This is a genomic window from Vibrio sp. QJM3NY_26, assembly GCF_057786005.1.
Map to the genome: position 1 here is coordinate 737763 of NZ_CM173515.1, position 25696 is coordinate 763458.

The following is a 25696-nucleotide window of genomic DNA, read 5'->3' on the forward strand; positions in this document are numbered from 1 at the left end:
TAAATTGCATGACGTTTTCTACGCTAGGTCACATTTGTAACAGACTAATTTATCAGAAGGCAGTAAGGCATGACGACCACAAGCAGTGCTCAGGTAATCGTTCCACAAACACTTGATACCATGACGTTTCCACTTCATGGCGCGCGTTTAATTGAAGCATCAGCGGGTACGGGTAAAACATTTACCATCGCTGGCTTGTATTTGCGCCTACTGCTTGGGCACGGTACCGCTGCGCCGCAAGGTGATCTGACTGAAGCTACTCGACACCATGAGGAGCTTACTGTAGACCAAATTCTGGTGGTGACCTTTACTGAAGCCGCAACGGCAGAGCTACGCGATCGTATCCGCGCTCGAATCCATGATGCACGTATTGCGTTTGCTCGTGGACAAAGTGACGACCCAGTGATTGCTCCTTTATTACAAGCTATCGATGATCATGCTGGCGCTGCGAAAACTCTGCTCAATGCTGAAAGGCAAATGGATGAGGCTGCGGTTTACACCATTCACGGTTTCTGTCAGAGAATGTTGACTCAGAATGCCTTCGAGTCTGGAAGCCGTTTTGATAATGAATTTGTGACCGATGAAAGCCATCTGAAAGCACAAGTGGTTGCCGACTATTGGCGTAAGCAGTTCTACCCGCAGCCAATTCAACTGGCTGGTGAAGTGCGAAATATTTGGGGCTCTCCCGCTTCGTTATTGGCTGACGTAAATCGCTACCTGACAGGATCTCCGCTGAAGTTGACCGTAGATGCGATGTCGGGCGACTTACAAACGCTACACAACCAAAACCTAGATAAAGTGAAGCAACTTAAGACGTTGTGGTGCGAATCCGAAGCGGACTTTTTGGCTTTGATTTCAGGTTCAGATGTGAACAAACGCAGCTACACCAAGAAGTCTCTGCCTACTTGGTTAGAAGCCGTCACAGCATGGGCGCAGAGCGACACTCATGATTACCAGTTTCCAGATAAACTAGAGAAGTTCTCACAAGCCACTCTAATTGAAAAAACGCCGAAAGGTACTGCACCTCAGCACGCAGTTTTCGAAGCGATTGAGGACTTCTTAAATTCTCCAGCAGATCTGAAAGCCCCATTGTTGGCACATGCGATTACTCATTGTCGAACCATGTTAGCCAAGGCTAAACAGCAGAAACAGTGGCTATCGTTTGATGACTTGCTGACTCAGTTATCTGCATCGATTGATGTGGATGAGCAATCACTGCTGGTGGAAAGAATTCGTACCTTATACCCAGTGGCGATGATCGATGAATTCCAAGATACCGATCCGCTGCAGTACAGTATTTTCAGCCGAATTTATCTCGATAACCCGCAGTGTGGTCTGTTTATGATCGGTGACCCGAAGCAGGCTATTTATGGCTTCCGTGGCGCGGATATCTTTACCTATATCAAGGCGAGAAACCAAGTTAGTGCTCACTACACTTTAGGGACTAACTGGCGTTCGAGTGCTGATATGGTCAGCGCGGTAAACCAAGTGTTTATGAATTCGGATAGCCCGTTTATCTACGACCAAGACATTCCATTTTTGCCTGTCGCAGCCAGCCCATCGGCTGATAAACGCCAATGGGTAATGAACGGAGAAACTCAGCACGCACTTACCTTTTGGCTGCAAGATGCTGAAGATAAGCCCTTACCAAAAGGCGAATATCACAAAGCCATGGCCGAGGCGACGGCGAGTCAAGTTCAAACTATTCTGACGGCTTCTCAAAACGAACAAGCCTATTTTGATAACGGCAAAAAACAACATGCCGTGAATGCGGGTGATATTGCTGTCTTGGTTCGAACCGGTAGTGAAGGTCGTCTGATTAAGAATGCGCTGTCTGAGCAAGGCATTGCGAGCGTGTACTTATCTAACCGAGATAGCGTGTTCACCAGTTTGGTCGCCCAAGATATTCAACGCTTACTGCAAGCGGTGCTGACGCCAGAAAATGACCGTGCATTGCGTGCGAGTTTAGCGTCGGAGTTGTTTGCTCTGGATGCCGCCTCATTGGATGAACTCAACAACGATGAAGTGGTTTGGGAAAATGTCGTTAACGAATTTCGAGAATATCGTAAGTTGTGGTTGCAACGTGGCGTGCTACCAATGCTTCGCAGCGTGATCAGTAAACGACATCTCGCGGAACGTTTACTGGAAGAAGAAAATGGTGAGCGCTCACTCACTGATTTGATGCACATTGGCGAATTGCTACAACAAGCAAGGCAGGAACTCGACAGTGATTATGGCTTGCTGCGCTGGTTAGCAGAAGCGATATCAGACGCACAAAATGGTTTAGGTGGCAGTGAAGACGACATTCAACGCCTTGAATCAGAAAGAAACTTAGTTCAAATCGTCACTATTCATAAATCGAAAGGCTTGGAATATGATCTAGTATTCCTGCCGTTCGTTGCAAGCTATCGTGAAGCGAGTGAAGGTAAGTTCTACGATCACGATTCAGATACCACGGTACTTGATATTACGGGTAGTGATAGTGCTTTAGCACAAGCGGATAAAGAGCGACTGGCGGAAGACTTACGCTTGATTTATGTAGCGCTGACTCGTGCCGTTTACGGTTGTTTCATTGGCATGGCGCCACTGCGCAAAGGCCGCTCAACCAAAGAGCCGACCGGTGTTCACTTAAGTGCCATGGGCTATTTGGTTCAAAACGGACAAGAGCAGGGTATTGCCGAATTGCATCAAGCTCTAGCGGCAATTGAAGGCAAAAATTCAAGTGTGCTGTTAGCCCAAACACCAACCGCTCATGAGCAAGTGTTTGTACAAACGGAGCAAGTGAGTGAAGACTTACATGCTAGTGAATTGAAGGCTTCAATTGACCGAGCTTGGCGAATCACCAGTTACTCGGGGCTTGTAAAACAAGGCAGTCACGGCGCGAGCCATGACGCTACCATCGAGGTATCTGGATTCGATATTGATTCGGCTGATGAACACGATGAGTCTGAACTGATTGAACCTGAACGTTCTATATTCACGTTCCCTCGTGGTGCTCGTCCAGGTACCTTCTTGCACACCTTGTTTGAGGATGTTGAGTTTACTGAGCCAGCAACCAGCGAACATAACACGCAAGTAATCACTCACTTATTAGAGTCGGAGCAATACGAACTAGAGTGGTTACCTGTGCTTCAACAGCTTGTCGATACGGTGCTTAACACCGCATTAGATGGTAAAAACCTAAAGCTCAGTGAGAAAGACTCAACACAACGATTGGTCGAAATGGAGTTCTTGTTGCCGATCGAAGTGTTGGCCGCGTCGGAGCTCAATCAAACCATTCAGTATCATGATCCCTTATCGGCAAAAGCGGGTGATCTAGGCTTCCAAACAGTACAAGGCATGCTGAAAGGCTTCATCGATTTAGTGTTTGAGCATCAAGGTAAATACTATGTACTCGACTGGAAATCGAACCATCTAGGTGATGACGTTGCCGTCTACCATGGTGAAGCATTGAAATCGGCGATGGCAGACCACCGCTACGATCTGCAATATCAAATCTATGCATTGGCCTTACATCGCTTCCTACGTAGCCGCGTTGCGGATTACAGCTACGAACAACATTTTGGTGGGGTTTATTACTTGTTCTTAAGAGGAATGGACGGCCAATCTCAACAAGGTATTTTCTCGGCGAAACCAACACTGGCTTTGCTCGATGAAATGGATCAATTGATTGACGGTAAAGTGATAGACAGACGTTCAGCACAATTGAATGACAATGAAACTGGACAGATGGGGCTTCTATAATGACAACGACCACTAATAGCAGCATAGAGGCTGCAAATACTGTAAAGCCAGTTTCACTTATTCCTGAGCAACTTATGGATGTACTCAAGTTTCTTGCGGATAAGGGCTCGATTCGTCAGTTGGATTATCAATTTGCCCGTTTTATTGCTCAGCAAGCCACGAATCACTCTCAAGAGCTCGGCTTTCTAGCCGGGGTGGTGAGTCATGAATTAGGCAAGGGGCATATCTGTACTCAGCTTATACAGCTACATGCGGTAGACCTTGAGCAAACGGCAGACCTTGCTCAGTTGCTTGGTTTGTATGGTGAAACGGCACTGCAACTGAACCAGAAATTGTTAGGTATTGATTGGGCGACTGTTCTGCAATCATCTAACCTAGTTGGCACAACTAATGATTGCGTTAAGCCGCTGATGTTTGATGGACAGCGTGTCTACTTACAGCGCTATTGGAACTACGAAGTTGTGTTGGCTGAAACGTTAAACCGTTTAAGTAAGCCGGTAGAGTTCAATATTGAACAGAAAAAAGCGCTAACCGAAACGTTGAATCAGTTATTCGCACGCAGTTACCATTTTCTGTTTAATGCCTTAGCCAAGGCTGAAGCAAACCAACAAACGTCTCAGGTATTACGCCAACAGCTGGTGTGTGATCATCTTGATATCGTCGATGAGCAATCTCTGAATTGGGGTGCAATCGACCAAGCGATTGTCCAAGCTAAGCAGGTAACGGACTTAGATGTTCTAGACGGTTTGGTGCCGTTATCTGCATGTTTGAACTGGCAAAAAGTGGCGGCAGCGGTGGCGTTAAGTCGTCGTTTTGCTGTGATTTCTGGTGGGCCGGGTACTGGTAAAACGACCACGGTAACCAAATTACTGTCGGCTATGGTCGAGCAATCGTTAAGTCAAGGTAAAACACCGACGATCAAGCTAGTGGCACCGACAGGTAAAGCGGCGGCACGCTTAACTGAGTCGATTGGTAAAGCGATTGAGCAATTGCCTTTAGCGCCTGAAGTAAAGGCCAACATACCGACTGAATCCAGTACTTTACATAGGTTACTCGGCGCGATTCCTAATCGAGCGGAATTTAGACATAACCGACGTAATCCACTTCACCTTGATATCTTGGTGGTGGATGAGGCATCGATGGTCGATCTATCTATGATGTATAAGCTGGTGGATGCGCTTCCTGAGCACGCAAGGCTTATCTTATTGGGTGATAAAGACCAACTCGCTTCAGTAGAAGCTGGTGCCGTGTTGGGTGATATCTGCTCGTTTAATTCAACAGGCTACAGCACAGCACAAGGCAATTTGATTGCGGAGATGACAGGCTTTGATGCGATAGCTAAACCAAGACAAGACAAAGCTAGAGCGGTGAATCCGCCTGCGATTGCGGATAGCTTGTGTATGCTGCAGAAGAGTTATCGTTTCGATGCGCGTTCTGGTATCGGGCAATTGGCAAAAGCAATCAATAACGGCTCTGCAAATCAGGTCGACCAAGTGTTTGCCAAAGGATTTGAGGATATCGAAAACCATCCCCTGTCGAGTGACAGCTATAACTTGATGCTGCGAACGTTGGTCAATGAATATGGTGGATATCTCAATAGAATGAATGTATCGCTTGAAGAGCTAGAGACTCAAGAATCACGCGCAAAATCGGTTCTCGACCTGTTTAGCCAGTGCCGATTACTGTGTTCTATTCGTGAAGGGGATTTTGGTGTTAAAGGCCTCAACCACAGAATCGAAAGGGCGCTTGCCGCAAGACGTTTGGTGAATCCGCACAACGATGAATTGTGGTATCACGGGCGACCAGTCATGGTGACGCGTAATGATCATGGTTTAGGTTTGTACAATGGTGATATTGGTATCTGTATGCTCGAAGCCGATTCAACGACTTTAGAGTCAAATAGTGCGAATTCCACACCTAGACTGAAGGTGTATTTTGAGTTGCCCGATGGCAGTGTGAAAGCCGTGCTTCCAAGCCGAGTCCCCGATCATGAGACCGCTTATGCGATGACGATACACAAATCTCAAGGCAGTGAATTTGATTTGATCTTAATGATCTTACCGCCAGATTTCAGCCCCATTTTAACGCGCGAGCTTATCTATACAGGGGTTACGCGTGCTAAGAAACGACTGATGATGTTCAGCGACACAAATGTGTTGAAGCGTGGGATTAAGGTGAAAACAGAGCGAGTGAGTGGTTTAGGCAGTCGCTTAACGAATTAGTCGTTAATGGCCGCTAGAAAAGGGCTTGAACTTAGAGCTAGATAAACACAAAGCAACCATCCCTGGTTGCTTTGAACGTTATTAAGACTCTTTGCTTAAAAACGCTCGAGTAAACGATATATGGTTTATCTTGTACTTTGCTTGGCAATTCAAAATAAACTCTTTTAGATTCTCGCTAACAGGGAACACGCAGTGTACGTCTAGCCCTTCTAAGAATTGGTTATCAGCCATATCCCAAAAACTTTGCAGCGAGTTACAAACAATGGTTCTCATATCAATGTTGCTCTTTTTGCTGTTTATATCAACGGTCAGAACGGCTTCTAGCGTGCTGACCGTCAACGGGTATAGCAATCCGTGCAGTGACCATCCCAATGAGTTCGATATGACTATCGAGATGGCAATTCCAATAAAAACTTTTGTTAATATTATAAAGCGCCTAAATTCTATACAATTATTCGTGTGAGTGAAAGTGCATATTTGATAAATCTCATATAGTAAACGATTACATTTGCAATTATTTTTCTATCAAATTGAGATTCCGCTCCAAAACTTTATTTATACGTTTAGCGCTAAGATTTTTGAGTTTCTCTGATAGTTGTATAGCCCTTGTTTTTCCATCGGTAACTCGTCCACGCCTATCTCGTAAAACCCCTGCTCACGGAACCAGTGAAGGCTGTGCGTAGTAAGGACAAAGATCTGGTCGATATCACGAGATTTTGATTGGTGGCGCATGTAATCCAGCAGTAACTGGCCACGGTTTCCATCGCGATAGTCTGGGTGGATAGCAACACAGGCCATCTCTGCCATGTGGTCTTCTGGATACGCGTATAGCGCAGCGCAACCAATAATTAGGCCGTCTTTTTCGATAATGGTAAAGCGATGGATCTCTTGCTCTAACTGCTCTCTTGAACGGCGGACTAAGATGCCTTGTTCTTCCAGTGGACGAATGAGGTCAAAGATGCCACCGATATCATCAATCTGAGCTTGTCTTACTTGCTCGGCACTTGCCATGACCACTTGGGTGCCAATACCATCAAAAGAGAATAGCTCTTGGATTAATGCGCCATCCACTTTGTAGCTGATTAGATGACAACGAGGCACTCCAGCACGACAAGCAGAGATAGCACCTTTTAAGAAGCGTAATGTACCAGTGCTCATATCTTCTTTAGGGTTCTGAGATTCCGTTAAGCGTTCTAGAATTTGTTTAGCGTCTTTAGGGAAGAGTTCAGCGAGCACGTTACCGCTTTCATCGGTTACCCCTTGCTCTGAGCAAAAACCAATCAGCTTGTCGGCCTTTAAACGAATAGCAACTTGGGTTGCGACCTCTTCAGAAAGCAGGTTAAAGCTTTCGCCAGTCACGGAGCTAGCAATAGGCCCAAGAAGAACGATGGAACCTTGGTCAAGTGTGCGATTAATCCCTTCGATGTCTATTCGACGAATACGTCCGCTGTGGCAATAATCCGTACCATCATCGACACCTAGCGGCTGAGCGGTAATGAAGTTACCACTCATCACATTGAGTTGAGTGCCTGCCATCGGGGTGTTGTTTAGGCTCATTGAAAGTCGAGCTGTTATGGCTAGTTGTAGTTGACCAGCAGCCTGCATCGCGACACCTAAAGAATATTCGTCAGTAACTCTAATATTCTTATGGTAAGGCGTGTGGCAATCTTGCCTTGCTAATAGTTGGTTGATCTGTGGTCTTGCTCCGTGAACGAGAACAATCTTTACCCCAAGGCTGTGGAGTAAGGCTATATCGCTAATTATGTTGCCAAAGTTTCTATCGGCAACGGCTTCGCCACCAAGCATAATAACCATGGTTTTGCCACGGTGAGCATTCACGTAAGGGGTTGATTGTCTGAAACCTTTTACTAGCGCTGTACTTCTTAATTTCACAGAACAAGTCCATTTATGTTTATTTATTCGTTAATTTAGCATTTAAATTCAAGTGTAAACAACACCTTTTTTGGAATAAAGCGCAAACTATTCTCATCTAGGGTTCATTATATAAACTGTCTCAGTGTAGAATGCACATAGCATCTTTATGAGTCGTAACCGAATGCAACAAGCTCCAGCAACAAAGAACAAGATCGATGAGATTACCCAAGGCCTCTACAGTGAAGCTGAGCAACGTAATCAATCTAAGTTGAAGCGTAAGATTATTGAACGCTGTTTAATGGTTTTAGCTTTGGTGGGATCGTTTGCTGTGGTTTCCTTGTTCGGTGATGTGCTTTCCCGAGTACAAGATGCGGCGACGCCCGACAATCTGATATACGGTACTTGGGTAGAGCAGGACGTTGCACATTATGCGACGGACGAGTTTCGACTAAACGCTAATGGCGTGTCAGTGCGTGGGTCTGTTGTTTCGACGAGTTTTGACTTTGATGGTCACTACTTCGAATATAAAGCGGGTGATAAAACCTATCGCTTCCGCATGACCAATTCTGACAACACAGAAATGGTGCTCGATTCTGATAATCACTACAATCCCGTCTTCCGCCTTAAAGGTCATATCGAGAACTCAGTCCGATAGGTTATCTTATTGTAAACTCTTACAATCTACGATTGTGTTATCTGACTGTTTTTGTCATCCTCGATGCATAGAATTTTTAGGATGACTCTTGTGATTAAAAAATGGCTTCCCCTTGTCGCTGCCTCTTTCTTATTTGGCTGTGCTCAACCGACTGATCTTGCTCAACAACACCTTGATGACGAATTTCCCCGCACCTTAAATAAGGTCGATCAGGTTGAATCCAATAAACCAAGAGATTACACCGCATTTGCAGAGCAAGCTGAAATGGTGGTTTCTAAATCCCCTTCGATGGCTAAAATCTATGAGCCGCTTTATCAGCAACTCAATGAGTGGGCGATGCAAAGTGGAGATCCAAGCGAGCTCGCTAACTTTGGCGTTCAAACTGCTCAATTGGGTGGTGGTGATAAGCAAGGCAACGTTTTGTTCACGGGGTACTTTTCTCCCGTAATGGAGCTACGCCACGAAGCGAGTGAAGAATACCGTTTCCCTGTTTATGGACTTCCAAAGTGCGATAAAGAGTGTCCAACCCGCGAAGAGATCTACAACGGTGCATTAGAAGGCCAGGGCCTTGAGTTAGGTTACTCGGCGAACCGCATCGATCCATTTATGATGGAAGTGCAGGGCAGTGGATTCGTGCATTTCGGTGATGACGATACGTTGCAGTATTTCGCATACGCGGGTAAGAACAATAAAGCTTACGTGAGCATTGGCCGTGTTTTGATCGAGCGAGGCTTAGTTCCACGCGAAAAAATGTCACTGAAAGCAATCAAAGAGTGGGTATTGGCAAACGATCCTGAAGTAGTCAAAGAGCTGCTTGAGCAAAACCCATCTTTCGTGTTTTTTGAAGCGAGAGATGACCTATCAGTAATGGGTAGCGCGGGCATCCCCCTATTACCTATGGCGGCAGTCGCGGGTGATCGCTCTATATTGCCTATGGGGACGCCAATCCTAGCTGAGGTTCCATTACTGAATGTAGACGGTACTTGGAGCGGTGCGCACCAACTAAGACTGTTACTGGTTTTGGATACTGGTGGCGCAGTTAAGCAGAACCATTTGGATCTCTACCACGGAATGGGGCCAAGAGCGGGAACTGAAGCGGGTCATTACAAGCATTTTGGTCGTGTATGGAAGCTTGGCTTAGATGGCAGTGCAACCGAAGCGCCTTGGGCTTTGCCTCCAGAAAAGGTCGAGTAAACAACAATAAAATAGGGCATTGAAAGCGAATCGCTAATCCCCTAGACTTTTAATTCAAGAGTGCGTATAAAACGCACTCTTTTCTTTTTCTCAGAAATAAATTGGCGGCAATAATGCGTGAATTGACCACACCAGCTTCAGAAAACTATGACCAACGATTTGGTGGTACTCGCCGCCTATATGGCAATAGTGAAGTCGACATACTTAGAGCAGCGCACGTGTGCGTGATCGGTATTGGTGGCGTAGGTTCATGGGCTGTTGAAGCGCTTGCTCGTACTGGTTTAGGTGAGCTGACGTTGATCGATATGGATGACGTGTGTGTAACTAACATCAACCGTCAAATCCACGCTATGTCGGGTACGGTTGGCAAGAGCAAAATCGAAGTGATGGCAGAGCGCGTCAAACTGATTAACCCTGAGTGTAAAGTGAACCTGATTGACGACTTTATTGGTCCTGATAACCAGGCTGAATACCTATCGAAAGAGTTCGATTTTGTGTTAGATGCGATTGATAGCATGAAAGCTAAGGCTTCACTGTTGGCATATTGTCGTAGTAACAAAATCAAAGTGATCACCACGGGTGGCGCGGGTGGGCAAGTCGACCCAACTCAAATTAAAGTCGCCGATCTGACTAAGACAATTCAAGATCCGCTAGCGAAGAAGCTTAAAGATACTTTACGTCGTCACCACAATTTTCCTAAGAACCCAGATCGTAAATTTGGTATTGATTGTGTGTTCTCTACTGAGCAACTTAAATACCCTCAAGCTGACGGTAGCGTATGTGCTGCGAAAGCGACTGCAGAAGGGCCAAAACGCATGGACTGTGCGACGGGTTTCGGTGCAGCAACGGTTGTAACCGCGACTTTTGGCTTTGTGGCTGTTTCTCGTATCGTAGAAAAGATCATTCTAAAGCACTCTAAGTAGTTCTCTATTATTTGCTTAACAACACTAAACCATTGTCACCTGTACATTTAGTCATAATCTATTGGATATTAAAATGATGTCATTCCCAAGCTCTCCATTTGGTACTGAAATTACCAGTGATGATATTGTCGCAAAAATGCAGACATTCAGCGGTTGGGAAGACCGTTATCGCCAAGTGATTCAATGGGGTAAGAAATCACCTAGCATGCCTGATGAGCTGAAGAGTGAGCAGGTTGTAGTTTCTGGTTGTGAAAGCCAAGTCTGGCTAGTTTCTCAGAACATCGACGGTGTTTGGTATTTTTGTGCTGATTCTGATGCTCGTATCGTGCGCGGTCTGATTGCATTAGTGATGGCTGCGTATGACGGCAAAACATCAGAGCAGATTCAAGCGTTCGATATTGACGACTACTTTGAAAAAATCGGTCTAATCACACACTTGAGCCCATCTCGCGGTAATGGTTTAAAAGCGATTGTTGCTCAAATCCAAGAGCTAAGTGCTTAATATCTCTTAGATACACAGAAACAAAAAGGGTTGACGCTAAACGCCAACCCTAAATAATCTCGCTACTCGCTACTCGCTACTCGCTACTCGCTACTCGCTACTCGCTACTCGCTACTCGCTACTCGCTACTCGCTACAGCATATCAACGGCTTTTTCTATCGCCGCTACGAGCTTTTCAACATCATTCATGTTGTTGTAAATACCAAATGAAATTCGAACCGTTCCTTTTACATTAAGCGCATCCATCAATGGGTGAGCACAATGATGCCCTGCACGTACCGCGATCCCTTGCTGATCCAACAGTGTCGCAATGTCTTGATGGTGAACACCTTCCATCACAAAAGTAATCACGCTTGCGTTGGGCTGATACCCCAAAACCTGAATATCATCCAGTTTACTGAGTGCACGGTAGGTTTCGTGCTGAAGCTGGTGGATATGATTTTCGACATCTTGCTGTGCAAAACCACTTAACCATTCTATTGCAGTGCTTAATGCTATCGCTCCCGCCACATTTGGCGTGCCCGCTTCGAATTTGCCAGGCAGTTCTGAAAAAGTAGTGCCAGAGAAAGAGACACGCTCAACCATTTTGCCACCGCCGTGCCAAGGTGGCATCGCTTCGAGCAATTCAAGCTTGCCGTAAAGTACACCGATACCCGCAGGGGCGTAGAGCTTGTGCCCTGAGAATACGTAGAAATCCGCACCTAAAGCAGCAACATCAACGGGCTCGTGTACGATGCCCTGTGCGCCATCGACCACAACAATCGCATCCATCTTGTGTGCTTTTTCTATGACAGCTTCAATTGGCTGACGAGAACTCGTCACGTTGGTTATCTGAGCTAATGCAACAATCTTGGTTCGTTCATTTAAAAGCGTATCAAACGCGACTAGGTCAAATTCGCAATCCGATGTCATCGGTACTTTAACAACTTTAGCCCCGGTTTGTTCAGCCACAATTTGCCAAGGCACAATGTTGGCGTGATGTTCCATTTCGCTAACCAAGATCTCATCGCCAGGCTGAAGGGTGCTTCTTGCGTAGGTTTGAGCTATCAGGTTGAGTGCTTCGGTGGCACCGCGAGTCCAAATGATCTCTTTTGAAGATCTTGCACCGATAAACTGAGCGACCTTATCTCTTGCCGCTTCAAATTGGCTGGTCGCGTTCGCTGTTAAGCTATGACTACCACGGTGAACATTGGCATTTTGTTTGGAGTAATATTGGCTAATGGCATCAATAACCACCTGAGGTTTTTGTGTCGTTGCCGCGCTGTCTAAGTAAATCAATGGTTGTTGATTGATGGTTTGTGATAGCGCAGGAAACTGCTCTCGGATGTGATTGATATCAAGCATCTATTCTTACCTAAAATCTTGGAAATTGGTGCTAGCGTTGTGCTTAGCGGTATTGTTATTTTATCGCGACTTGTTAACTGTTGCTGACTAATCTTGATGATTCCAGCGATTTTCTTGCCCTTTGACTTGAGCGAACAGTCTTTGGTTAACGGGAACGTCTATCTGATGCTTGAGTGCGGTCTTAATAAGGTAGCCGTTAATGAAGTCGATCTCTGTCTTGCGTTGGTAAAACATATCTTGCTTCATGGATGAGTTGTTCTGCGCCGTGGCTTGGATAACCTGTTTGACGCTTGCTTCCAATTCATCGAATGAACAAACGATCCCTTCGGCTTGCATAACCTGCGTGAGCTCTTTAACGATAGAACTCAAAATATCCTCAAACCTTTTATCTGTAAGCTCGCCATTTTTGATCTGTTCCAATCCAGTTAGTGGGTTGATCGCACAATTGATGGCGAGCTTAGTCCAAAGCGCGGTTTCTATTTGTGGGTTCCAACGCACAGCAGGGAGAGCATCATCTAAGACATCAACTAAAAACGTACACTGTTGGCCAGTTTGGTTGAAAGCACCCAATTGAGTTTGGCCCAATCCCGTGTGGTATACATTGTTGCGGTTGGGCTTGAATGCCGCTTGGGTGGTGGTCGCTAGTACTACCGGGTGAGCATCAATTTGAGTGGCGATGTTGTCGACCGCGCCCATTCCGTTATGCATGAACATGAGAATGGTGTCGGGATCGAGATGTTGAAGCTGTGAAGTGGTTGCTTCTTCTACTTGCCAAGCTTTGACCGTGAAAATAACCAAGTCACTCGCTGATAGCTTTTCGATATTGTTGTTACTGAAGGAAAGGGAAGCTTGTCCATCAAGTGATAATTCAATTGAGTTATCAGTGGAACGACTCCACAAAGAGACATTATGACCAGCTTGAAGTAGTTTTATTGCCCATAAAGAGCCGATGGCCCCTGGCCCAACAATCGTGATGTTCACAGCTATACCGAGATAAAAAAGTGATGCTGCAAGGATAGCGAGGCATTAAATGAAAGCAATAAAAAATGGCACCCGAGGGTGCCATTTAGGAAACTTTCTTATAAGTTCGATTAGAACTTGTAAGTTACTGCTACGTAGTGACCGAAGCCTGTCGTTTTACCTGCTAGGCCGTCATCTTTAAGACCGTAAACGTCTTTGTAGCCTTTAAGGCCGTAACCAACAGCAAAACGGTCTGAGTGCCAGTAAAGGCCGTTAAACATAACGCCGCCATTTGATGTTTTCAGCGCTTTATTATCATCATCCATACCGAATTGGTAATCGATGTAACCTTGGTAAGAGATGAACGAACCGTTCTCGAAGAAGTAGAATGGTTTGAACCAGTTAGTCGAGATTTGGTAGCCGTTCCAGTCTTTTTCGTTTGAATCGTATGTACCGTATAGGTTTAAGCCAATCTTGCCTAACCAAGGAACCATTACGTCAGAGCCAAGACCAACTTTTTGAGTGTTAACGCCAGAGTTACCACCCCATTCCATAAGCGTAGAAACATAAAGCTCTTGAACTGGACCGAAAGATAGATCTTTACCAGTTAGGCCATCTAGAGACATACGTGGTGCAAATTTCATGAAGATTTTTTCTTGACCATCTTTATCACTGCCTGGATCAGACGTTAGGTTGAATACATCAACGTAACCGTATAGATCGAAGATTCCAGAGCGACCACCAAACTCCATCTCTAGGTAATCATGAGTTGATTCGCCTGGAAGTTCGTCAATAGCACCCATAAGGTTGAACTGCATCCATTTGTAGTCGTTTTTATGGATGTCGCCGTCAGAATAATCAGCTGCCATTACTGGAGCAGATGTTGCTGCAATTAGGCCAAGAGCTAAAAGTGATTTACGCATAATGGAACTCTCTATGTTTAAAATAAGTAACCCGCTAATCCGTGCGTGTTTGTATGTCCGAATGCCGAGCATAATAGCGATTTTGTTCTCAAATAAAAGTGAGACAGAGTGAAAACTATAATTATTATGGTGAGGTTGATCACACTAACGATCTAAATGATGGAACTTTAAGATGGCAATGCATCTTGATGCACCCCTGTTTCTATTGATTTTGTGAAATTAGATTATTTTGTGGATAAATCGGTGAAATACTGCGCTAAGCAAACGATTCTACTAAATAGAGTGACATGCATATCAAAATCAACAGTATTCCTTTCTAATAGTTTTCTCTTTAAAAATGACTCATTAAAACCTCCTTTCAATCTTGTCTTTGATCTATTTTTGACCAACTGCGTAATGATGTTGGAATCAATTGATGAACAACTCATGTGATGACTGACTAGGAATTTCAATCTAGCTACTTTTTGAATCACGGAGAATTAAAGACAGTTCACTGCACTAGATTTTGAGACAATTTTTAAAGATTAGTTATTGGACTAATCATTTGTGTGACGAACTGGTCTAACTTTTTTGGAGAGAAGACCGATGAAATATTCACCAATACTCGCGGTAGCGATGTCAGCCCTGTTCATTGTGGGGTGTAATGATGACGATGAACCAACAACTCAACTACAAGCTGTACATGCATCGCCAGATGCTCCGTTGGCTAATGTCTTAGTAAATAGTCAGGCTCGTTGGAGCGGTGTCGATTATGCTCAAGCATCCGGATACGCATTTGTAAATCAAGGGCAAACAACTTTGCAAGTCGACGTTCAACTTCCTGGTGACGCAGTTGCTACCGTAATTTCACCAAGCCAATTCGATTTGAGCGGTGATCTAGATTACACCGTAATGGTGGTCGGCGATGCTGATGGTTCTAATAACCCGGTTGAGGCTTTAGTTGTTACAAGGCCTGCTGAGGGAACGGCAACAAGTTCAAGTTTAGATGTGCAAGTTGTTCACGCGGCAACAGGGGTTGGAGATGTGAACTTATACGTAACGGCACCGAATGATCCATTGGGCGCTCCGCTTGGCACTCTCGGTTATAAAGACTTTACTGACGTACTCAATATTCCCGCAGGACAATATCGTGTGAGACTTGAAACGGTAAGTGGCAGTGCCATTGCTTTTGACTCTGGAGAAATCACTCTGTCTGGCGGTAGTGAGCTAACCATAGCGGCGGTGCCAAGAGCTGACTCCAATAGCGCTTCACCTGTAAAATTGATGGTGATGGACGGAACTGGATCATCTTTAATCTACGATATGGCAGAAACTGCAGAAGTAAGAGTCGGGCATTTAGTCGATGGTGCACCGGATGTAGATGTGTTCGTTAACGCTACTAAGTTTGCTCCTCTTGATGCTCTGATGTTTAAAGAGATTCGCGGCTTCCTAGACTTGGCTTCAGGTAGTTACGATATTGATATTTACGAAACTGCAACGACGACTCCAACATTTATCGATGTTGATGGTTTAGCTGTATTTGCTGGAATGGATTACAGCATTTATGCAGTGGGTACGGTAAGTCCACTCAATTTGGAACCACTAGTTGTCCCTGAAAACCGTCGCCCGGTTGCGACCAGTGCGGTGTTAAACATTACTCATGCGGCGGCAAACCCAGTTGCAGCATCGGTTGATATCTACTTGACTGAGAACGTGGGAATCTCTGGTAGCACTCCGGCACTAAGTGATGTGAAGTTCAAAGATTACGCGAATGGTATTTATGTGGCAGCGGGATCTTACTACGTGACAATTACTGTAGCAGGAGACCCAACTACTGTTGCCATTGACTCTGCGCCTGCAACTTTGGCTGACGGTGTTGTTTATCAAGTCGTCGCGATTGATGACTCGATGGGAACTGGCTTTAACTTAATCGTAAGTGATACAACAGATTAGCGTTTAAGTATCTGCTGGCAGAAAGTAAAAGAGGGTAGCCCAGTGCTACCCTCTTCTCTTTTGTTTTCTTTTACTCTTATTCGTGGTTGTTTTTGGCTTTCTCTAATAAATCAGTGAAAAAGTGGCGTAACGAGTAGAGCATGATCAAACTTGGAATCACCATTAATGACGTTAGTATAAAGAAGGTTGACCAATCATTGAGGAAGTCGACCAGCTCACCGCTAAATGAAGCCAGAGTTGTACGACCGAAATTTCCCAATGATGCTAGCAAGGCGTATTGCGTTGCCGAGAAAGCTTGCCCAGTTAGTAGCGTTAAGAAGGAAACGAATGCCACTGTCGAAAAGGCGGTTGTGAAATTATCGACAATAATCGTTGCAAGGAATAAGTTTTCATTGGGTCCTACTTGAGCAATCCATGCAAACATTAGGTTGCTGGCTGCCATTGCTACGCCGCCAATCATTAGCCCACGTACAATACCAAATTTCACATTGAAGACACTGCCTAGCAAGGTAAAGAATATGGTTGCACCCCAACCAATTAACTTGGAGTAGTGGCCGATTTGTTCATTGCTAAAGCCGATCTCTTTATAGAAGGGAATCGACATTCTGCCTAAGAAGGCTTCACCTATCTTAAACAGGAATACGAACAGCAGAAGCGTAATAGCAACTTGAACACCGTTTCGCTTAAAGAAATCGTAGAAAGGCTCCAACACTGTAACGCTTAGCCAGGCCACAACTTTAGAGCCCACAACTTTATTATGGCGCTGTTGTGCTTCTTTTTGTAATGCTTCACGTTGTGTTGTTGGCTCTCCGACAAACAGGGTGAATAGCATCAGAATGATGACGACACCGGCCATGCCGTAATAAACACCATTCCAACCTATTGTATCGGCATTGATAAATGCGAGGTAACCAGGAAGAGAGTAGCCAGTCCACCATCCCATCACTGCCATTGCGGATGCTTGCGGTAATTTGGTAGATTCAGATTTAGGAAATGAATCAATACGGAAGGCATCAATGGCTATATCTTGGGTTGCCGACGCAATCGCAATTCCGAGAGCCAACATTGAGGTGAACATCAAGTCATTGGCAGGGTTCACCCCGGCAATGAACAGCGTGCAGATCAATACAAAGCTTTGGCATAGAAATATCCAACTGCGTCGTTGGCCCAATATCGCATGTAGAATCGGCAGTTTGACTCGGTCTACCAGTGGTGCCCAAAGAAAGTTAATGGCATAGACGGCAAATACACTACCGAAATAACCGATAGCAGCACGAGTTAATCCTGCATCTTTTAGCCAGCCTGACATGTTAGAGCCGATAAGAACCCAAGGAAAGCCACTCGAACAACCCAACATAAACACCCAAAGTAGGCGTTTATCTAGGTAGCTACGGAAAGTCTGCATCCAAGAAAGAGAGGGAGTGCCAGATGACATGGGGCGTCCTTGTATAGAAAAACGCCCTTAAGAGGTTAAGGGCGCTGTATGAGATTACTTAAGAAGTGTTACTTTGTTGATGATGATAGGGTCGGTTGGAATATCTGACATGCGGCCCATTCGCTTAGTCGGAATGGTTGCCATCTTTTGTACGACATCAAACCCTTCAGTTACCGTGCCAAAAACAGCGTAGCCCGGGTTACCACCTTTTGCATTCAAGAAGTCGTTATCCGAAAAGTTGATAAAGAACTGACGAGTCGCAGAATCTGGCGCATTAGTGCGAGCCATTGCTATCGTTGCTGTATCATTCTTTAGACCGTTACTGCCTTCATTTTTGATAGGAGCATAAGTTGCTTGTTGATTCATATCTTGGTCAAAGCCACCACCTTGAGCCATGAAGCCAGGAATTACTCGGTGGAAGATAGTGCCTTCGTAGCTGCCGTCTGCGACGTATTTAAGGAAATTATCAACACTAACCGGTGCTTGCTCTTGGTTCAGCTCGATAGTGAAGTCGCCTAATGTTGTCTCTACGTTCACTTTAGGGCCAGCCCAAACGCTTACGCTAACCAGCATTAATGCGATAGAAGTTAGAATGCGGCTCATTAGAAACGTTCCTTCATGTAGTTTTGTAGTTCAGGGTCGTTCGCGATTTCAGTAAGAACCAAGTTGATCACATCGTTTAGAACCATTGAAATGTCGTCGTTTGAAGCGCTTAATGCTCCGGTACGAGTTGCAGTGCCGTTGAATGTTTTTACAAGCTTACCTTCAGGTGTCTCAGCGGTAACTTCAAGTGTGACTTTACCGTCCATTTGGTTTTCCATAATGGTGTGTTCTACGGTAACAAGTGCTTCTTGAATCTCTAAAACAATTGAGTTTTCACTGTTTACGCTTGCGCGGAAACCTTGGGATTCCAGTTGTTTTGCTAATGCGTCCTCTAGAGAAATACGCATGTTCTGTTTAGCGTGAATCGGCTGGATATTTGAACGGCCACTATCAACTAATGCTACGTACTGAGCTGCACGAACATCTTTACTGGTTAGTGTGTATGTTTTGCCTTGTACAAGGTTGCTTGAGCTTAGCGAAGCTTCTGGCATTACATTGATCTGTTCTTGCTGAGGGGCTGAACATGCTGTTAAAGCCATAATAGAGGCAGCCAAAATCAGTTTTTTCATTCCTTTATCCTTTCTAAATTCACACCAGAAGCTCGGTATTTTAAATTCTTATGAAGCAGTCTACTGCCTATTTATTAAAATTAGCAGGTTCTCTTGTTGCCTGTAATATCTCAAATTTTTGGTTCAACTCAAGCGTTTCGACGTTCGCTTCACCAAATAATCTTGCTAGTTTGACATCGTATCCGAGGTGGCGGTTGCCAATAACAATTAATTTGCCTCCATTGCTTAGAACATGCTTTGCATCACAGAACATTTGCCATGCAATGTGGTCTGTAATTGCTTGTTGCTGGTGGAACGGAGGATTACACATAACTAAGTAAGTGCTGTTCTTCTTGAAGCCATCTAAACAGTTGTTGGCGATGAACTGGAAGTTGCCTTCTTCACCAAGGTTATCCTTGACGTTTTGGCGCGCCGATTCCACCGCCATAAAGCTTTCATCCACACAGGTGATACGAGCTTGTGGGTTCAATTGCCCAGCTTTTACACTCAATACACCGTTGCCACAGCCTAAGTCGATAATATGACGTAGCTCAGGATCTTGAGGGATGTGCTCTAGCATATAACGAGCGCCTTGATCGAGTGCTTCCCCTGAGTAAACATTTGGTAAATTTTTCAGGCGGATATCTTCACCGTCTACGTCCCATTCAACATAAGGTTCTACTGTTTGAATCGGTTGGCTGTTTGGAGAAGAGAACACAAGACGATGCTTTTTCTTAGCCAGAGAGGTTTTGGTTTCACCGAGATATTTTTCAAACAGGTTCAGTGTTGAAGTGTGAATCTCTTTTACTTTATTCACACCAATCACTTGGCAACCTTCAGGTAATGCTTGGCGCAACTGGCTCAATTGCCATATTAGGTGGCGGTTGGTTTTTGGCAATTGCATGATCACAAGGTCGATACCGTGTGGGATATCATCCATCGTGTTCAAGAAGTTCACTCGGTTACTTTGATTGCGCTGTAAGTTTTTTAGCGTTCCGCGATGAGAAATGAAAGAGTCACTCATCATGGTCACGTCATGATCTTTGGAGAACCAAGCGGATAGGGCACCAAAACTGTCGTTCATGATCAGCATGTGTTTACCAGGTTCAAGGTTCATCTCTTCAACATGGCTAATCAGATATTCGTCGCCGGCATCCCAAGCTTGAAGGGTTTCATTTGAACGGTTGGGGAAACGATTTAGGGTTAAAGTTCTATCGTGAAGGGTAAGTTCAGTTTTCATTGCTTGAGATACTTATGTAAGAAATAACAAAGATATTGTCTCAAATGCAGCCTGAACAAGATATAAAAAACTCGACTAAACCTCTCGAGTCAGCGATGAAATACTCAGACAGTCGGTCAGTTAGGGTTTATACTGGAGCGACAGATAATGCCAATACGCTATTTAAGGAATCACGATGATCCAAGAAGTTATCGAAACAAAATTGCACAATGAGTTTTCACCAAGTCATTTAAACGTGGTGAATGAGAGCTATATGCACAATGTTCCGGCTGGTTCTGAGAGTCATTTTAAAGTGATTGTTGTCAGCGATGTGTTTGAAGGTTTGCGTCTTATTGCTCGTCATAGAGCGGTGAATAAAGCACTATCAGAAGAGTTAGCGAATAATATTCACGCACTATCCATTCACACTTATACAAAAGATGAATGGATGAAGCAGCTAAATAACGTGCCAGATAGCCCGATGTGTATGGGTGGTGGTAAGTAAGATAATTAACCCATATAGAAGAGGCGGCTAGACCGCCTCTTTTGTCTCAAAATCTATCTGTTTTCTGTTGTTATATCACTCAAGCTGATGGTAAATTGACCTAGCGAAAATACCTACAATGAGTAATGTTTTTATTAACAGTGTTTCAACATAACACGTAAAATATTAGTTTGTGACAGAGTATTAATCTCTTGTTTAAAACACGTTCTAAAAGCCATTCTATCTGTGCGGCTCGTCAAATTTATACATATTTGAGAGTCCATATGCTTCAAATCTCACCAAATAAAGGCCGTATTCAAGTTATTGGTCATGGCATCAAGTTGTCAAAAAATGCTAGAATATGGCACCTGATAAATCTCACATGATTCTTGTGATGAGTTTATTAATGTATTGTTGCGATTTTGGTATCTCAAATTTACCAAAACCGGACACTGTAATGTCGTGTCTAAGGGCGATTTTAAAACGTCCTGAATTTACGCAATTAAAAGAATCTTTTTCCCGATAAAGTAGTGCAAGTGCGTATGATTACAATAAAGAAGGGTTTGGATCTTCCTATCGCAGGAACTCCATCCCAGGTGATTAATGATGGTAAGTCCATCACTAAAGTCGCCTTGCTTGGCGAAGAGTACGTTGGTATGCGTCCTACGATGCATGCTCGCGTTGGTGATGAAGTGAAGAAAGGCCAAGTTCTTTTTGCAGATAAAAAGAACCCAGGTGTTGTATTTACTTCTCCAGCAAGCGGTAAAGTTATTGAAGTGAACCGTGGTGCTAAGCGTGTTCTTCAATCAGTAGTGATTGAAGTAGCAGGCAATGAGCAAATCACGTTCAATAGCTATGAAGCTAACCAACTAGTAGGCCTTGACCGTGAAACGGTTAAAGCTCAATTAGTTGAGTCTGGCGCATGGACCGCTTTGCGAACTCGTCCGTTCAGCAAGGTTCCAGCAGTTGATTCTGAAACTCAGGCTATTTTCGTTACTGCTATGGATACTAATCCGCTAGCAGCTGAGCCAGAATTAATCATTAACGAGCAGTCTGATGCTTTCGTTGCTGGTTTAGATCTTCTTTCAACTCTGACTAACGGTAAAGTGTACGTTTGTAAAAAAGGTACTAGCTTACCTCGTTCAGCTCAGTCTAACGTTGAAGAACATGTTTTTGATGGCCCACACCCTGCAGGTCTTGCAGGCACGCATATGCATTACCTGTATCCGGTAAATGCACAAAATGTAGCGTGGAGCATTAACTACCAAGACGTGATCGCATTCGGTAAGCTTTTCCTTACTGGTGAGATTTACTCTGAGCGCGTTGTTTCTCTGGCTGGTCCAGTAGTTAACAACCCTCGTCTAGTTCGTACTCAAATTGGTGCTAGCCTTGAAGAGTTAACGGACAGCGAGTTGATGCCAGGTGAAGTTCGCCTGATCTCAGGTTCAGTGCTATCTGGTGTTCACGCTTCAGGTCCACATGCTTACCTTGGCCGTTACCATCAACAAGTTTCGGTTCTTCGTGAAGGTCGTGATAAAGAGCTATTCGGCTGGGCTATGCCTGGTAAGAACAAGTTCTCTGTTACTCGTTCATTCCTTGGTCACGTGTTTAAAGGTCAGTTGTTCAACATGACAACGACAACGAACGGTAGTGATCGCTCTATGGTTCCAATTGGTAACTACGAGAAAGTAATGCCATTAGATATGGAGCCTACTTTGCTGCTTCGCGATCTATGCGCTGGTGACGTTGATAGTGCACAAGCACTTGGTGCGCTAGAGCTAGATGAAGAAGATTTAGCACTGTGTACCTTTGTATGTCCTGGTAAGTACGAGTACGGTCAGTTACTTCGTGAATGCCTAGATACAATTGTGAAGGAAGGGTAATTTTCATGGGCCTTAAAAAGTTTATTGAAGACATCGAGCATCATTTTGAACCAGGTGGTAAACACGAAACGTGGTTTGCGCTTTACGAAGCAGCAGCAACACTTTTCTACACACCAGGTACTGTTACAAAGAAAAGCTCGCATGTCCGTGATAGCGTTGATTTAAAACGTATCATGATCATGGTTTGGCTTGCGGTATTCCCAGCAATGTTCTGGGGTATGTACAACGCAGGTGGTCAGGCTATCGCAGCACTAAACCACATGTATTCAGGTGCAGAACTAGTTTCTATCATTGATGGTAACTGGCACTACTGGCTAACCGAAATGCTTGGAGCCTCCTTAGGGGCCGATGCAGGTTGGGGCAGTAAGATGCTCTTGGGTGCGACTTACTTCTTACCTATCTACGCAACGGTATTTATCGTTGGTGGTTTCTGGGAAGTACTGTTCTGTATGGTGCGTAAGCACGAAGTCAACGAAGGTTTCTTTGTTACTTCTATCTTATTTGCGCTTATCGTTCCGCCAACGCTTCCTCTATGGCAAGCAGCACTAGGTATTACCTTTGGTGTTGTTGTTGCGAAAGAGATCTTCGGTGGTACGGGTCGTAACTTCTTGAACCCTGCTCTTGCTGGTCGTGCGTTCCTGTTCTTTGCATACCCTGCACAGATTTCAGGTGACGTAGTTTGGACTGCTGCAGATGGCTTCTCTGGTGCAACTGCTCTTAGCCAATGGGCTCAAGGCGGCGGTAGTGCACTAATGAACGTAACATCAGGTGAAGCAATCACTTGGATGGACGCATTCATTGGTAACATTCCAGGTTCTATCGGTGAAGTTTCAACGCTTGCACTTATGATTGGTGCAGCAATGATTGTTTACATGGGCATTGCTTCATGGCGCATCATTGCGGGTGTAATGATCGGTATGGTTGCAGTATCAACACTATTTAACGTGATTGGTTCTGACACTAATGCAATGTTCAGCATGCCTTGGCATTGGCACCTAGTTCTAGGTGGTTTCGCATTCGGTATGTTCTTCATGGCGACTGACCCAGTATCAGCTTCATTTACCAATAAAGGTAAGTGGTGGTACGGCATCCTAATCGGCGCAATGTGTGTAATGATTCGTGTAGTTAACCCTGCATACCCAGAAGGCATGATGCTTGCGATTCTATTCGCAAACCTATTTGCTCCTCTGTTTGACCACGTTGTAATCGAGAAGAACATTAAGCGGAGACTAGCGCGCTATGGCAAGTAATAACGATAGCATTAAAAAGACGCTGTTTGTTGTTATCGCATTGAGCCTAGTGTGCTCAATCATCGTTTCAACAGCTGCAGTTGTTCTTAAACCTAAGCAACAAGCTAACGCAGTTCTGGATCAGCAAACTAAGATCCTTGAAGTTGCGGGCATTGAACTTGCGGGTAATATCCCAGCACTGTACGCAGAGAACATCGAACCTCGTCTAGTTGATTTCGCTACTGGCGATTTCGTTGACGGCGACGCTGCTGCATACGACCAACGTAAAGCGGCAAAAGATCCTGCTCAGTCAATCAAGCTTTCAGCTGAAGATGACATCGCAAAGATCATTCGTCGTGCTAACACGGGTACGGTATACCTAGTGAAAGATGGCGCTGAAACTTCTAAAGTTATCATCCCTGTTCACGGTAACGGTCTATGGTCAATGATGTACGCATTCGTTGCGGTAGAAACTGATGGCAACACAGTTTCTGGTATCACTTACTACGAGCAAGGTGAAACTCCTGGACTTGGTGGTGAAGTTGAGAACCCAACTTGGCGCGCTCAATTCGTTGGTAAGAAATTATTCGACGAAAACCACAAACCTGCTATCCAGGTTGTTAAAGGTGGCGCTCCTCAAGGTTCTGAGCACGGTGTAGATGGCCTTTCTGGTGCAACACTGACCAGCGTTGGTGTTCAACATACATTTGACTTCTGGTTAGGTGATATGGGCTTTGGTCCGTTCCTAGCAAAAGTTCGTGACGGAGGTCTGAACTAATGTCTAGTGCAAAAGAAATTAAAAAGAGCATCTTAGCGCCTGTGTTGGATAACAACCCAATCGCGCTACAGGTTCTTGGTGTGTGTTCTGCTCTTGCGGTAACCACTAAGCTAGAAACAGCATTTGTTATGACTATCGCGGTAATGTTCGTTACTGCTCTGTCTAACTTCTTCGTTTCTTTGATCCGTAACCACATTCCTAACAGTGTGCGTATCATCGTTCAGATGGCAATTATCGCATCATTAGTAATCGTGGTAGACCAAGTGCTTAAAGCATACTTATACGATATCTCTAAGCAGCTATCTGTATTCGTTGGCCTAATCATTACTAACTGTATTGTAATGGGTCGTGCTGAAGCATTCGCAATGAAGTCTGCGCCAATCCCATCTTTCATCGATGGTCTTGGTAACGGTCTTGGTTACGGTTTCGTTCTTATCACTGTTGGTTTCTTCCGTGAGCTTCTAGGCTCTGGCAAACTATTTGGTATGGAAGTACTACCTCTAGTGAGCAACGGTGGTTGGTATCAGCCAAACGGCTTGATGCTTCTAGCACCTTCTGCATTCTTCCTAATTGGTTTCTTGATTTGGGCAATTCGTGTGTTCAAACCAGAACAAGTAGAAGCGAAGGGGTAAGGTAGTCATGGAACATTATATTAGTCTGCTAGTTAAATCGATTTTCATCGAAAACATGGCGCTTTCTTTCTTCCTAGGTATGTGTACATTCCTAGCGGTTTCTAAGAAAGTTAAAACTTCTTTTGGTCTTGGTGTTGCGGTAGTTGTAGTACTTACAATCGCTGTTCCTGTAAACAACCTTGTTTACACACACATCCTAAAAGAAAATGCACTTGTTGCCGGTGTCGATTTAAGTTTCCTTAACTTCATCGCATTCATCGGTGTTATCGCTGCACTTGTACAAATCCTAGAGATGGTTCTAGACCGTTTCTTCCCACCTTTGTACAACGCACTAGGTATCTTCCTTCCATTGATCACAGTTAACTGTGCAATCTTTGGTGGTGTATCTTTCATGGTAACTCGTGACTACAACTTTGCTGAATCTGTTGTTTACGGCTTCGGTTCTGGTGTGGGTTGGATGTTAGCTATCGTTGCTCTTGCGGGTATCCGTGAGAAGATGAAGTACTCTGACGTACCTCCAGGTCTACGTGGCCTTGGTATCACGTTCATTACTGTTGGTCTGATGGCGTTAGGCTTTATGTCTTTCTCTGGTGTTCAACTGTAGGGTAAGC

At 44.6% G+C, this 25696-nt stretch carries 22 protein-coding genes; 13 read left to right on the forward strand and 9 right to left on the reverse strand.

All coding sequences use genetic code 11. From position 1 onward, the window contains the following. The first annotated feature begins 69 nt into the window (after positions 1 to 69). Both recB and recD read left to right on the forward strand, forming a co-directional pair. Positions 70 to 3744: an exodeoxyribonuclease V subunit beta gene (recB, locus tag AC3CH4_RS03205; RefSeq protein ID WP_488543286.1), complete on the forward strand. Its 3675-nt coding sequence runs from the start codon at positions 70 to 72 to the stop codon at positions 3742 to 3744. Beyond that, positions 3741 to 5966 carry an exodeoxyribonuclease V subunit alpha gene (gene recD / locus AC3CH4_RS03210; RefSeq protein WP_488543614.1) on the forward strand — a complete coding sequence of 742 codons (2226 nt, stop codon included), beginning with the start codon at positions 3741 to 3743 and terminating at the stop codon, positions 5964 to 5966. The genes recB and recD overlap by 4 nt, the downstream gene beginning before the upstream one ends. Before the next feature lie 81 nt (positions 5967 to 6047). On the opposite strand, the gene AC3CH4_RS03215 is transcribed toward recD, so the two are convergent. After that, complete coding sequence (locus AC3CH4_RS03215) at positions 6048 to 6239, reverse strand: hypothetical protein (protein WP_004735192.1); 192 nt, start codon at positions 6237 to 6239, stop codon at positions 6048 to 6050. A gap of 282 nt (positions 6240 to 6521) precedes the next feature. Beyond that, positions 6522 to 7859, reverse strand: a complete 1338-nt coding sequence (argA, locus tag AC3CH4_RS03220; RefSeq protein ID WP_065206883.1) for an amino-acid N-acetyltransferase — start codon at positions 7857 to 7859, stop codon at positions 6522 to 6524. A gap of 163 nt (positions 7860 to 8022) precedes the next feature. Here argA and AC3CH4_RS03225 point away from each other — a divergent pair, with 163 nt between their 5' ends. From AC3CH4_RS03225 to csdE, 4 genes are all read left to right on the forward strand, one after another. Then, entirely contained in the window at positions 8023 to 8496 is a 474-nt protein-coding gene (locus AC3CH4_RS03225) for a DUF2850 domain-containing protein (RefSeq protein WP_065206882.1), read from the forward strand. 81 nt (positions 8497 to 8577) lie between these two features. Continuing rightward, positions 8578 to 9690, forward strand: a complete 1113-nt coding sequence (mltA, locus tag AC3CH4_RS03230; protein WP_488543287.1) for a murein transglycosylase A — start codon at positions 8578 to 8580, stop codon at positions 9688 to 9690. 113 nt (positions 9691 to 9803) lie between these two features. Then, entirely contained in the window at positions 9804 to 10613 is an 810-nt protein-coding gene (gene tcdA, locus AC3CH4_RS03235) for a tRNA cyclic N6-threonylcarbamoyladenosine(37) synthase TcdA (RefSeq protein WP_065206880.1), read from the forward strand. Positions 10614 to 10686: 73 nt separating this feature from the next. Beyond that, entirely contained in the window at positions 10687 to 11115 is a 429-nt protein-coding gene (csdE, locus tag AC3CH4_RS03240) for a cysteine desulfurase sulfur acceptor subunit CsdE (protein ID WP_065206879.1), read from the forward strand. A 132-nt stretch (positions 11116 to 11247) separates the two neighbouring features. Here csdE and csdA read toward each other — a convergent pair whose 3' ends face one another. From csdA to AC3CH4_RS03255, 3 genes are all read right to left on the reverse strand, one after another. Then, positions 11248 to 12459, reverse strand: a complete 1212-nt coding sequence (gene csdA, locus AC3CH4_RS03245; RefSeq protein WP_488543288.1) for a cysteine desulfurase CsdA — start codon at positions 12457 to 12459, stop codon at positions 11248 to 11250. A gap of 87 nt (positions 12460 to 12546) precedes the next feature. Continuing rightward, entirely contained in the window at positions 12547 to 13440 is an 894-nt protein-coding gene (gene panE, locus AC3CH4_RS03250) for a 2-dehydropantoate 2-reductase (RefSeq protein ID WP_488543289.1), read from the reverse strand. A 110-nt stretch (positions 13441 to 13550) separates the two neighbouring features. Further along, positions 13551 to 14342, reverse strand: a complete 792-nt coding sequence (locus AC3CH4_RS03255) for a nucleoside-specific channel-forming Tsx family protein (protein WP_029222329.1) — start codon at positions 14340 to 14342, stop codon at positions 13551 to 13553. A gap of 585 nt (positions 14343 to 14927) precedes the next feature. Between AC3CH4_RS03255 and AC3CH4_RS03260 the strand changes: the two genes are divergently transcribed. Beyond that, positions 14928 to 16274: a DUF4397 domain-containing protein gene (locus AC3CH4_RS03260; protein ID WP_488543290.1), complete on the forward strand. Its 1347-nt coding sequence runs from the start codon at positions 14928 to 14930 to the stop codon at positions 16272 to 16274. 76 nt (positions 16275 to 16350) lie between these two features. On the opposite strand, the gene AC3CH4_RS03265 is transcribed toward AC3CH4_RS03260, so the two are convergent. From AC3CH4_RS03265 to AC3CH4_RS03280, 4 genes are all read right to left on the reverse strand, one after another. Next, positions 16351 to 17709 (reverse strand): AmpG family muropeptide MFS transporter, encoded by a 1359-nt coding sequence (locus tag AC3CH4_RS03265; protein WP_017079927.1) that lies wholly within the window; start codon positions 17707 to 17709, stop codon positions 16351 to 16353. Between the two features lie 54 nt (positions 17710 to 17763). Continuing rightward, complete coding sequence (locus AC3CH4_RS03270) at positions 17764 to 18312, reverse strand: peptidylprolyl isomerase (RefSeq protein ID WP_237299735.1); 549 nt, start codon at positions 18310 to 18312, stop codon at positions 17764 to 17766. Beyond that, positions 18312 to 18881, reverse strand: coding sequence for a YajG family lipoprotein (locus AC3CH4_RS03275; RefSeq protein ID WP_017074206.1), 570 nt, complete (start codon positions 18879 to 18881; stop codon positions 18312 to 18314). Before AC3CH4_RS03275 ends, AC3CH4_RS03270 begins: the two co-directional genes overlap by 1 nt. Positions 18882 to 18948: 67 nt before the next feature. Next, a complete protein-coding gene (locus AC3CH4_RS03280; protein ID WP_488543291.1) occupies positions 18949 to 20100 on the reverse strand; it encodes a methyltransferase in 1152 nt (383 codons plus the stop codon). Positions 20101 to 20275: 175 nt separating this feature from the next. Here AC3CH4_RS03280 and bolA point away from each other — a divergent pair, with 175 nt between their 5' ends. The 6 genes from bolA to nqrE all read left to right on the forward strand — a co-directional run bounded on the left by bolA (position 20276) and on the right by nqrE (position 25689). Beyond that, entirely contained in the window at positions 20276 to 20584 is a 309-nt protein-coding gene (bolA, locus tag AC3CH4_RS03285) for a transcriptional regulator BolA (RefSeq protein ID WP_017079929.1), read from the forward strand. Between the two features lie 521 nt (positions 20585 to 21105). Further along, positions 21106 to 22446 carry a Na(+)-translocating NADH-quinone reductase subunit A gene (locus AC3CH4_RS03290; protein WP_017080319.1) on the forward strand — a complete coding sequence of 447 codons (1341 nt, stop codon included), beginning with the start codon at positions 21106 to 21108 and terminating at the stop codon, positions 22444 to 22446. Between the two features lie 5 nt (positions 22447 to 22451). After that, a complete protein-coding gene (locus AC3CH4_RS03295; RefSeq protein ID WP_004735208.1) occupies positions 22452 to 23696 on the forward strand; it encodes an NADH:ubiquinone reductase (Na(+)-transporting) subunit B in 1245 nt (414 codons plus the stop codon). Beyond that, positions 23686 to 24453 (forward strand): Na(+)-translocating NADH-quinone reductase subunit C, encoded by a 768-nt coding sequence (locus tag AC3CH4_RS03300; protein ID WP_004735209.1) that lies wholly within the window; start codon positions 23686 to 23688, stop codon positions 24451 to 24453. Before AC3CH4_RS03295 ends, AC3CH4_RS03300 begins: the two co-directional genes overlap by 11 nt. Continuing rightward, positions 24453 to 25085, forward strand: coding sequence for an NADH:ubiquinone reductase (Na(+)-transporting) subunit D (locus tag AC3CH4_RS03305; protein WP_004735210.1), 633 nt, complete (start codon positions 24453 to 24455; stop codon positions 25083 to 25085). The genes AC3CH4_RS03300 and AC3CH4_RS03305 overlap by 1 nt, the downstream gene beginning before the upstream one ends. Positions 25086 to 25092: 7 nt before the next feature. Then, the gene (gene nqrE / locus AC3CH4_RS03310) at positions 25093 to 25689 is read left to right on the forward strand and encodes an NADH:ubiquinone reductase (Na(+)-transporting) subunit E (protein WP_004735211.1); all 597 of its coding nucleotides are present in this window, start codon (positions 25093 to 25095) and stop codon (positions 25687 to 25689) included. The last annotated feature ends 7 nt before the right edge of the window (positions 25690 to 25696 follow it).

Bases quoted from the DNA above. Each gene is read 5' to 3' on its own strand.
- recB (WP_488543286.1), top strand. From the start codon at position 70: ATGACGACCACAAGCAGTGCTCAGGTAATCGTTCCACAAACACTTGAT.
- AC3CH4_RS03215 (WP_004735192.1), bottom strand. From the start codon at position 6,239: ATGAGAACCATTGTTTGTAACTCGCTGCAAAGTTTTTGGGATATGGCT.
- AC3CH4_RS03225 (WP_065206882.1), top strand. From the start codon at position 8,023: ATGCAACAAGCTCCAGCAACAAAGAACAAGATCGATGAGATTACCCAA.
- mltA (WP_488543287.1), top strand. From the start codon at position 8,578: ATGACTCTTGTGATTAAAAAATGGCTTCCCCTTGTCGCTGCCTCTTTC.
- tcdA (WP_065206880.1), top strand. From the start codon at position 9,804: ATGCGTGAATTGACCACACCAGCTTCAGAAAACTATGACCAACGATTT.
- csdE (WP_065206879.1), top strand. From the start codon at position 10,687: ATGATGTCATTCCCAAGCTCTCCATTTGGTACTGAAATTACCAGTGAT.
- csdA (WP_488543288.1), bottom strand. From the start codon at position 12,459: ATGCTTGATATCAATCACATCCGAGAGCAGTTTCCTGCGCTATCACAA.
- AC3CH4_RS03255 (WP_029222329.1), bottom strand. From the start codon at position 14,342: ATGCGTAAATCACTTTTAGCTCTTGGCCTAATTGCAGCAACATCTGCT.
- AC3CH4_RS03260 (WP_488543290.1), top strand. From the start codon at position 14,928: ATGAAATATTCACCAATACTCGCGGTAGCGATGTCAGCCCTGTTCATT.
- AC3CH4_RS03265 (WP_017079927.1), bottom strand. From the start codon at position 17,709: ATGTCATCTGGCACTCCCTCTCTTTCTTGGATGCAGACTTTCCGTAGC.
- AC3CH4_RS03270 (WP_237299735.1), bottom strand. From the start codon at position 18,312: ATGAGCCGCATTCTAACTTCTATCGCATTAATGCTGGTTAGCGTAAGC.
- AC3CH4_RS03275 (WP_017074206.1), bottom strand. From the start codon at position 18,881: ATGAAAAAACTGATTTTGGCTGCCTCTATTATGGCTTTAACAGCATGT.
- AC3CH4_RS03280 (WP_488543291.1), bottom strand. From the start codon at position 20,100: ATGAAAACTGAACTTACCCTTCACGATAGAACTTTAACCCTAAATCGT.
- bolA (WP_017079929.1), top strand. From the start codon at position 20,276: ATGATCCAAGAAGTTATCGAAACAAAATTGCACAATGAGTTTTCACCA.
- AC3CH4_RS03290 (WP_017080319.1), top strand. From the start codon at position 21,106: ATGATTACAATAAAGAAGGGTTTGGATCTTCCTATCGCAGGAACTCCA.
- AC3CH4_RS03295 (WP_004735208.1), top strand. From the start codon at position 22,452: ATGGGCCTTAAAAAGTTTATTGAAGACATCGAGCATCATTTTGAACCA.
- AC3CH4_RS03300 (WP_004735209.1), top strand. From the start codon at position 23,686: ATGGCAAGTAATAACGATAGCATTAAAAAGACGCTGTTTGTTGTTATC.
- AC3CH4_RS03305 (WP_004735210.1), top strand. From the start codon at position 24,453: ATGTCTAGTGCAAAAGAAATTAAAAAGAGCATCTTAGCGCCTGTGTTG.
- nqrE (WP_004735211.1), top strand. From the start codon at position 25,093: ATGGAACATTATATTAGTCTGCTAGTTAAATCGATTTTCATCGAAAAC.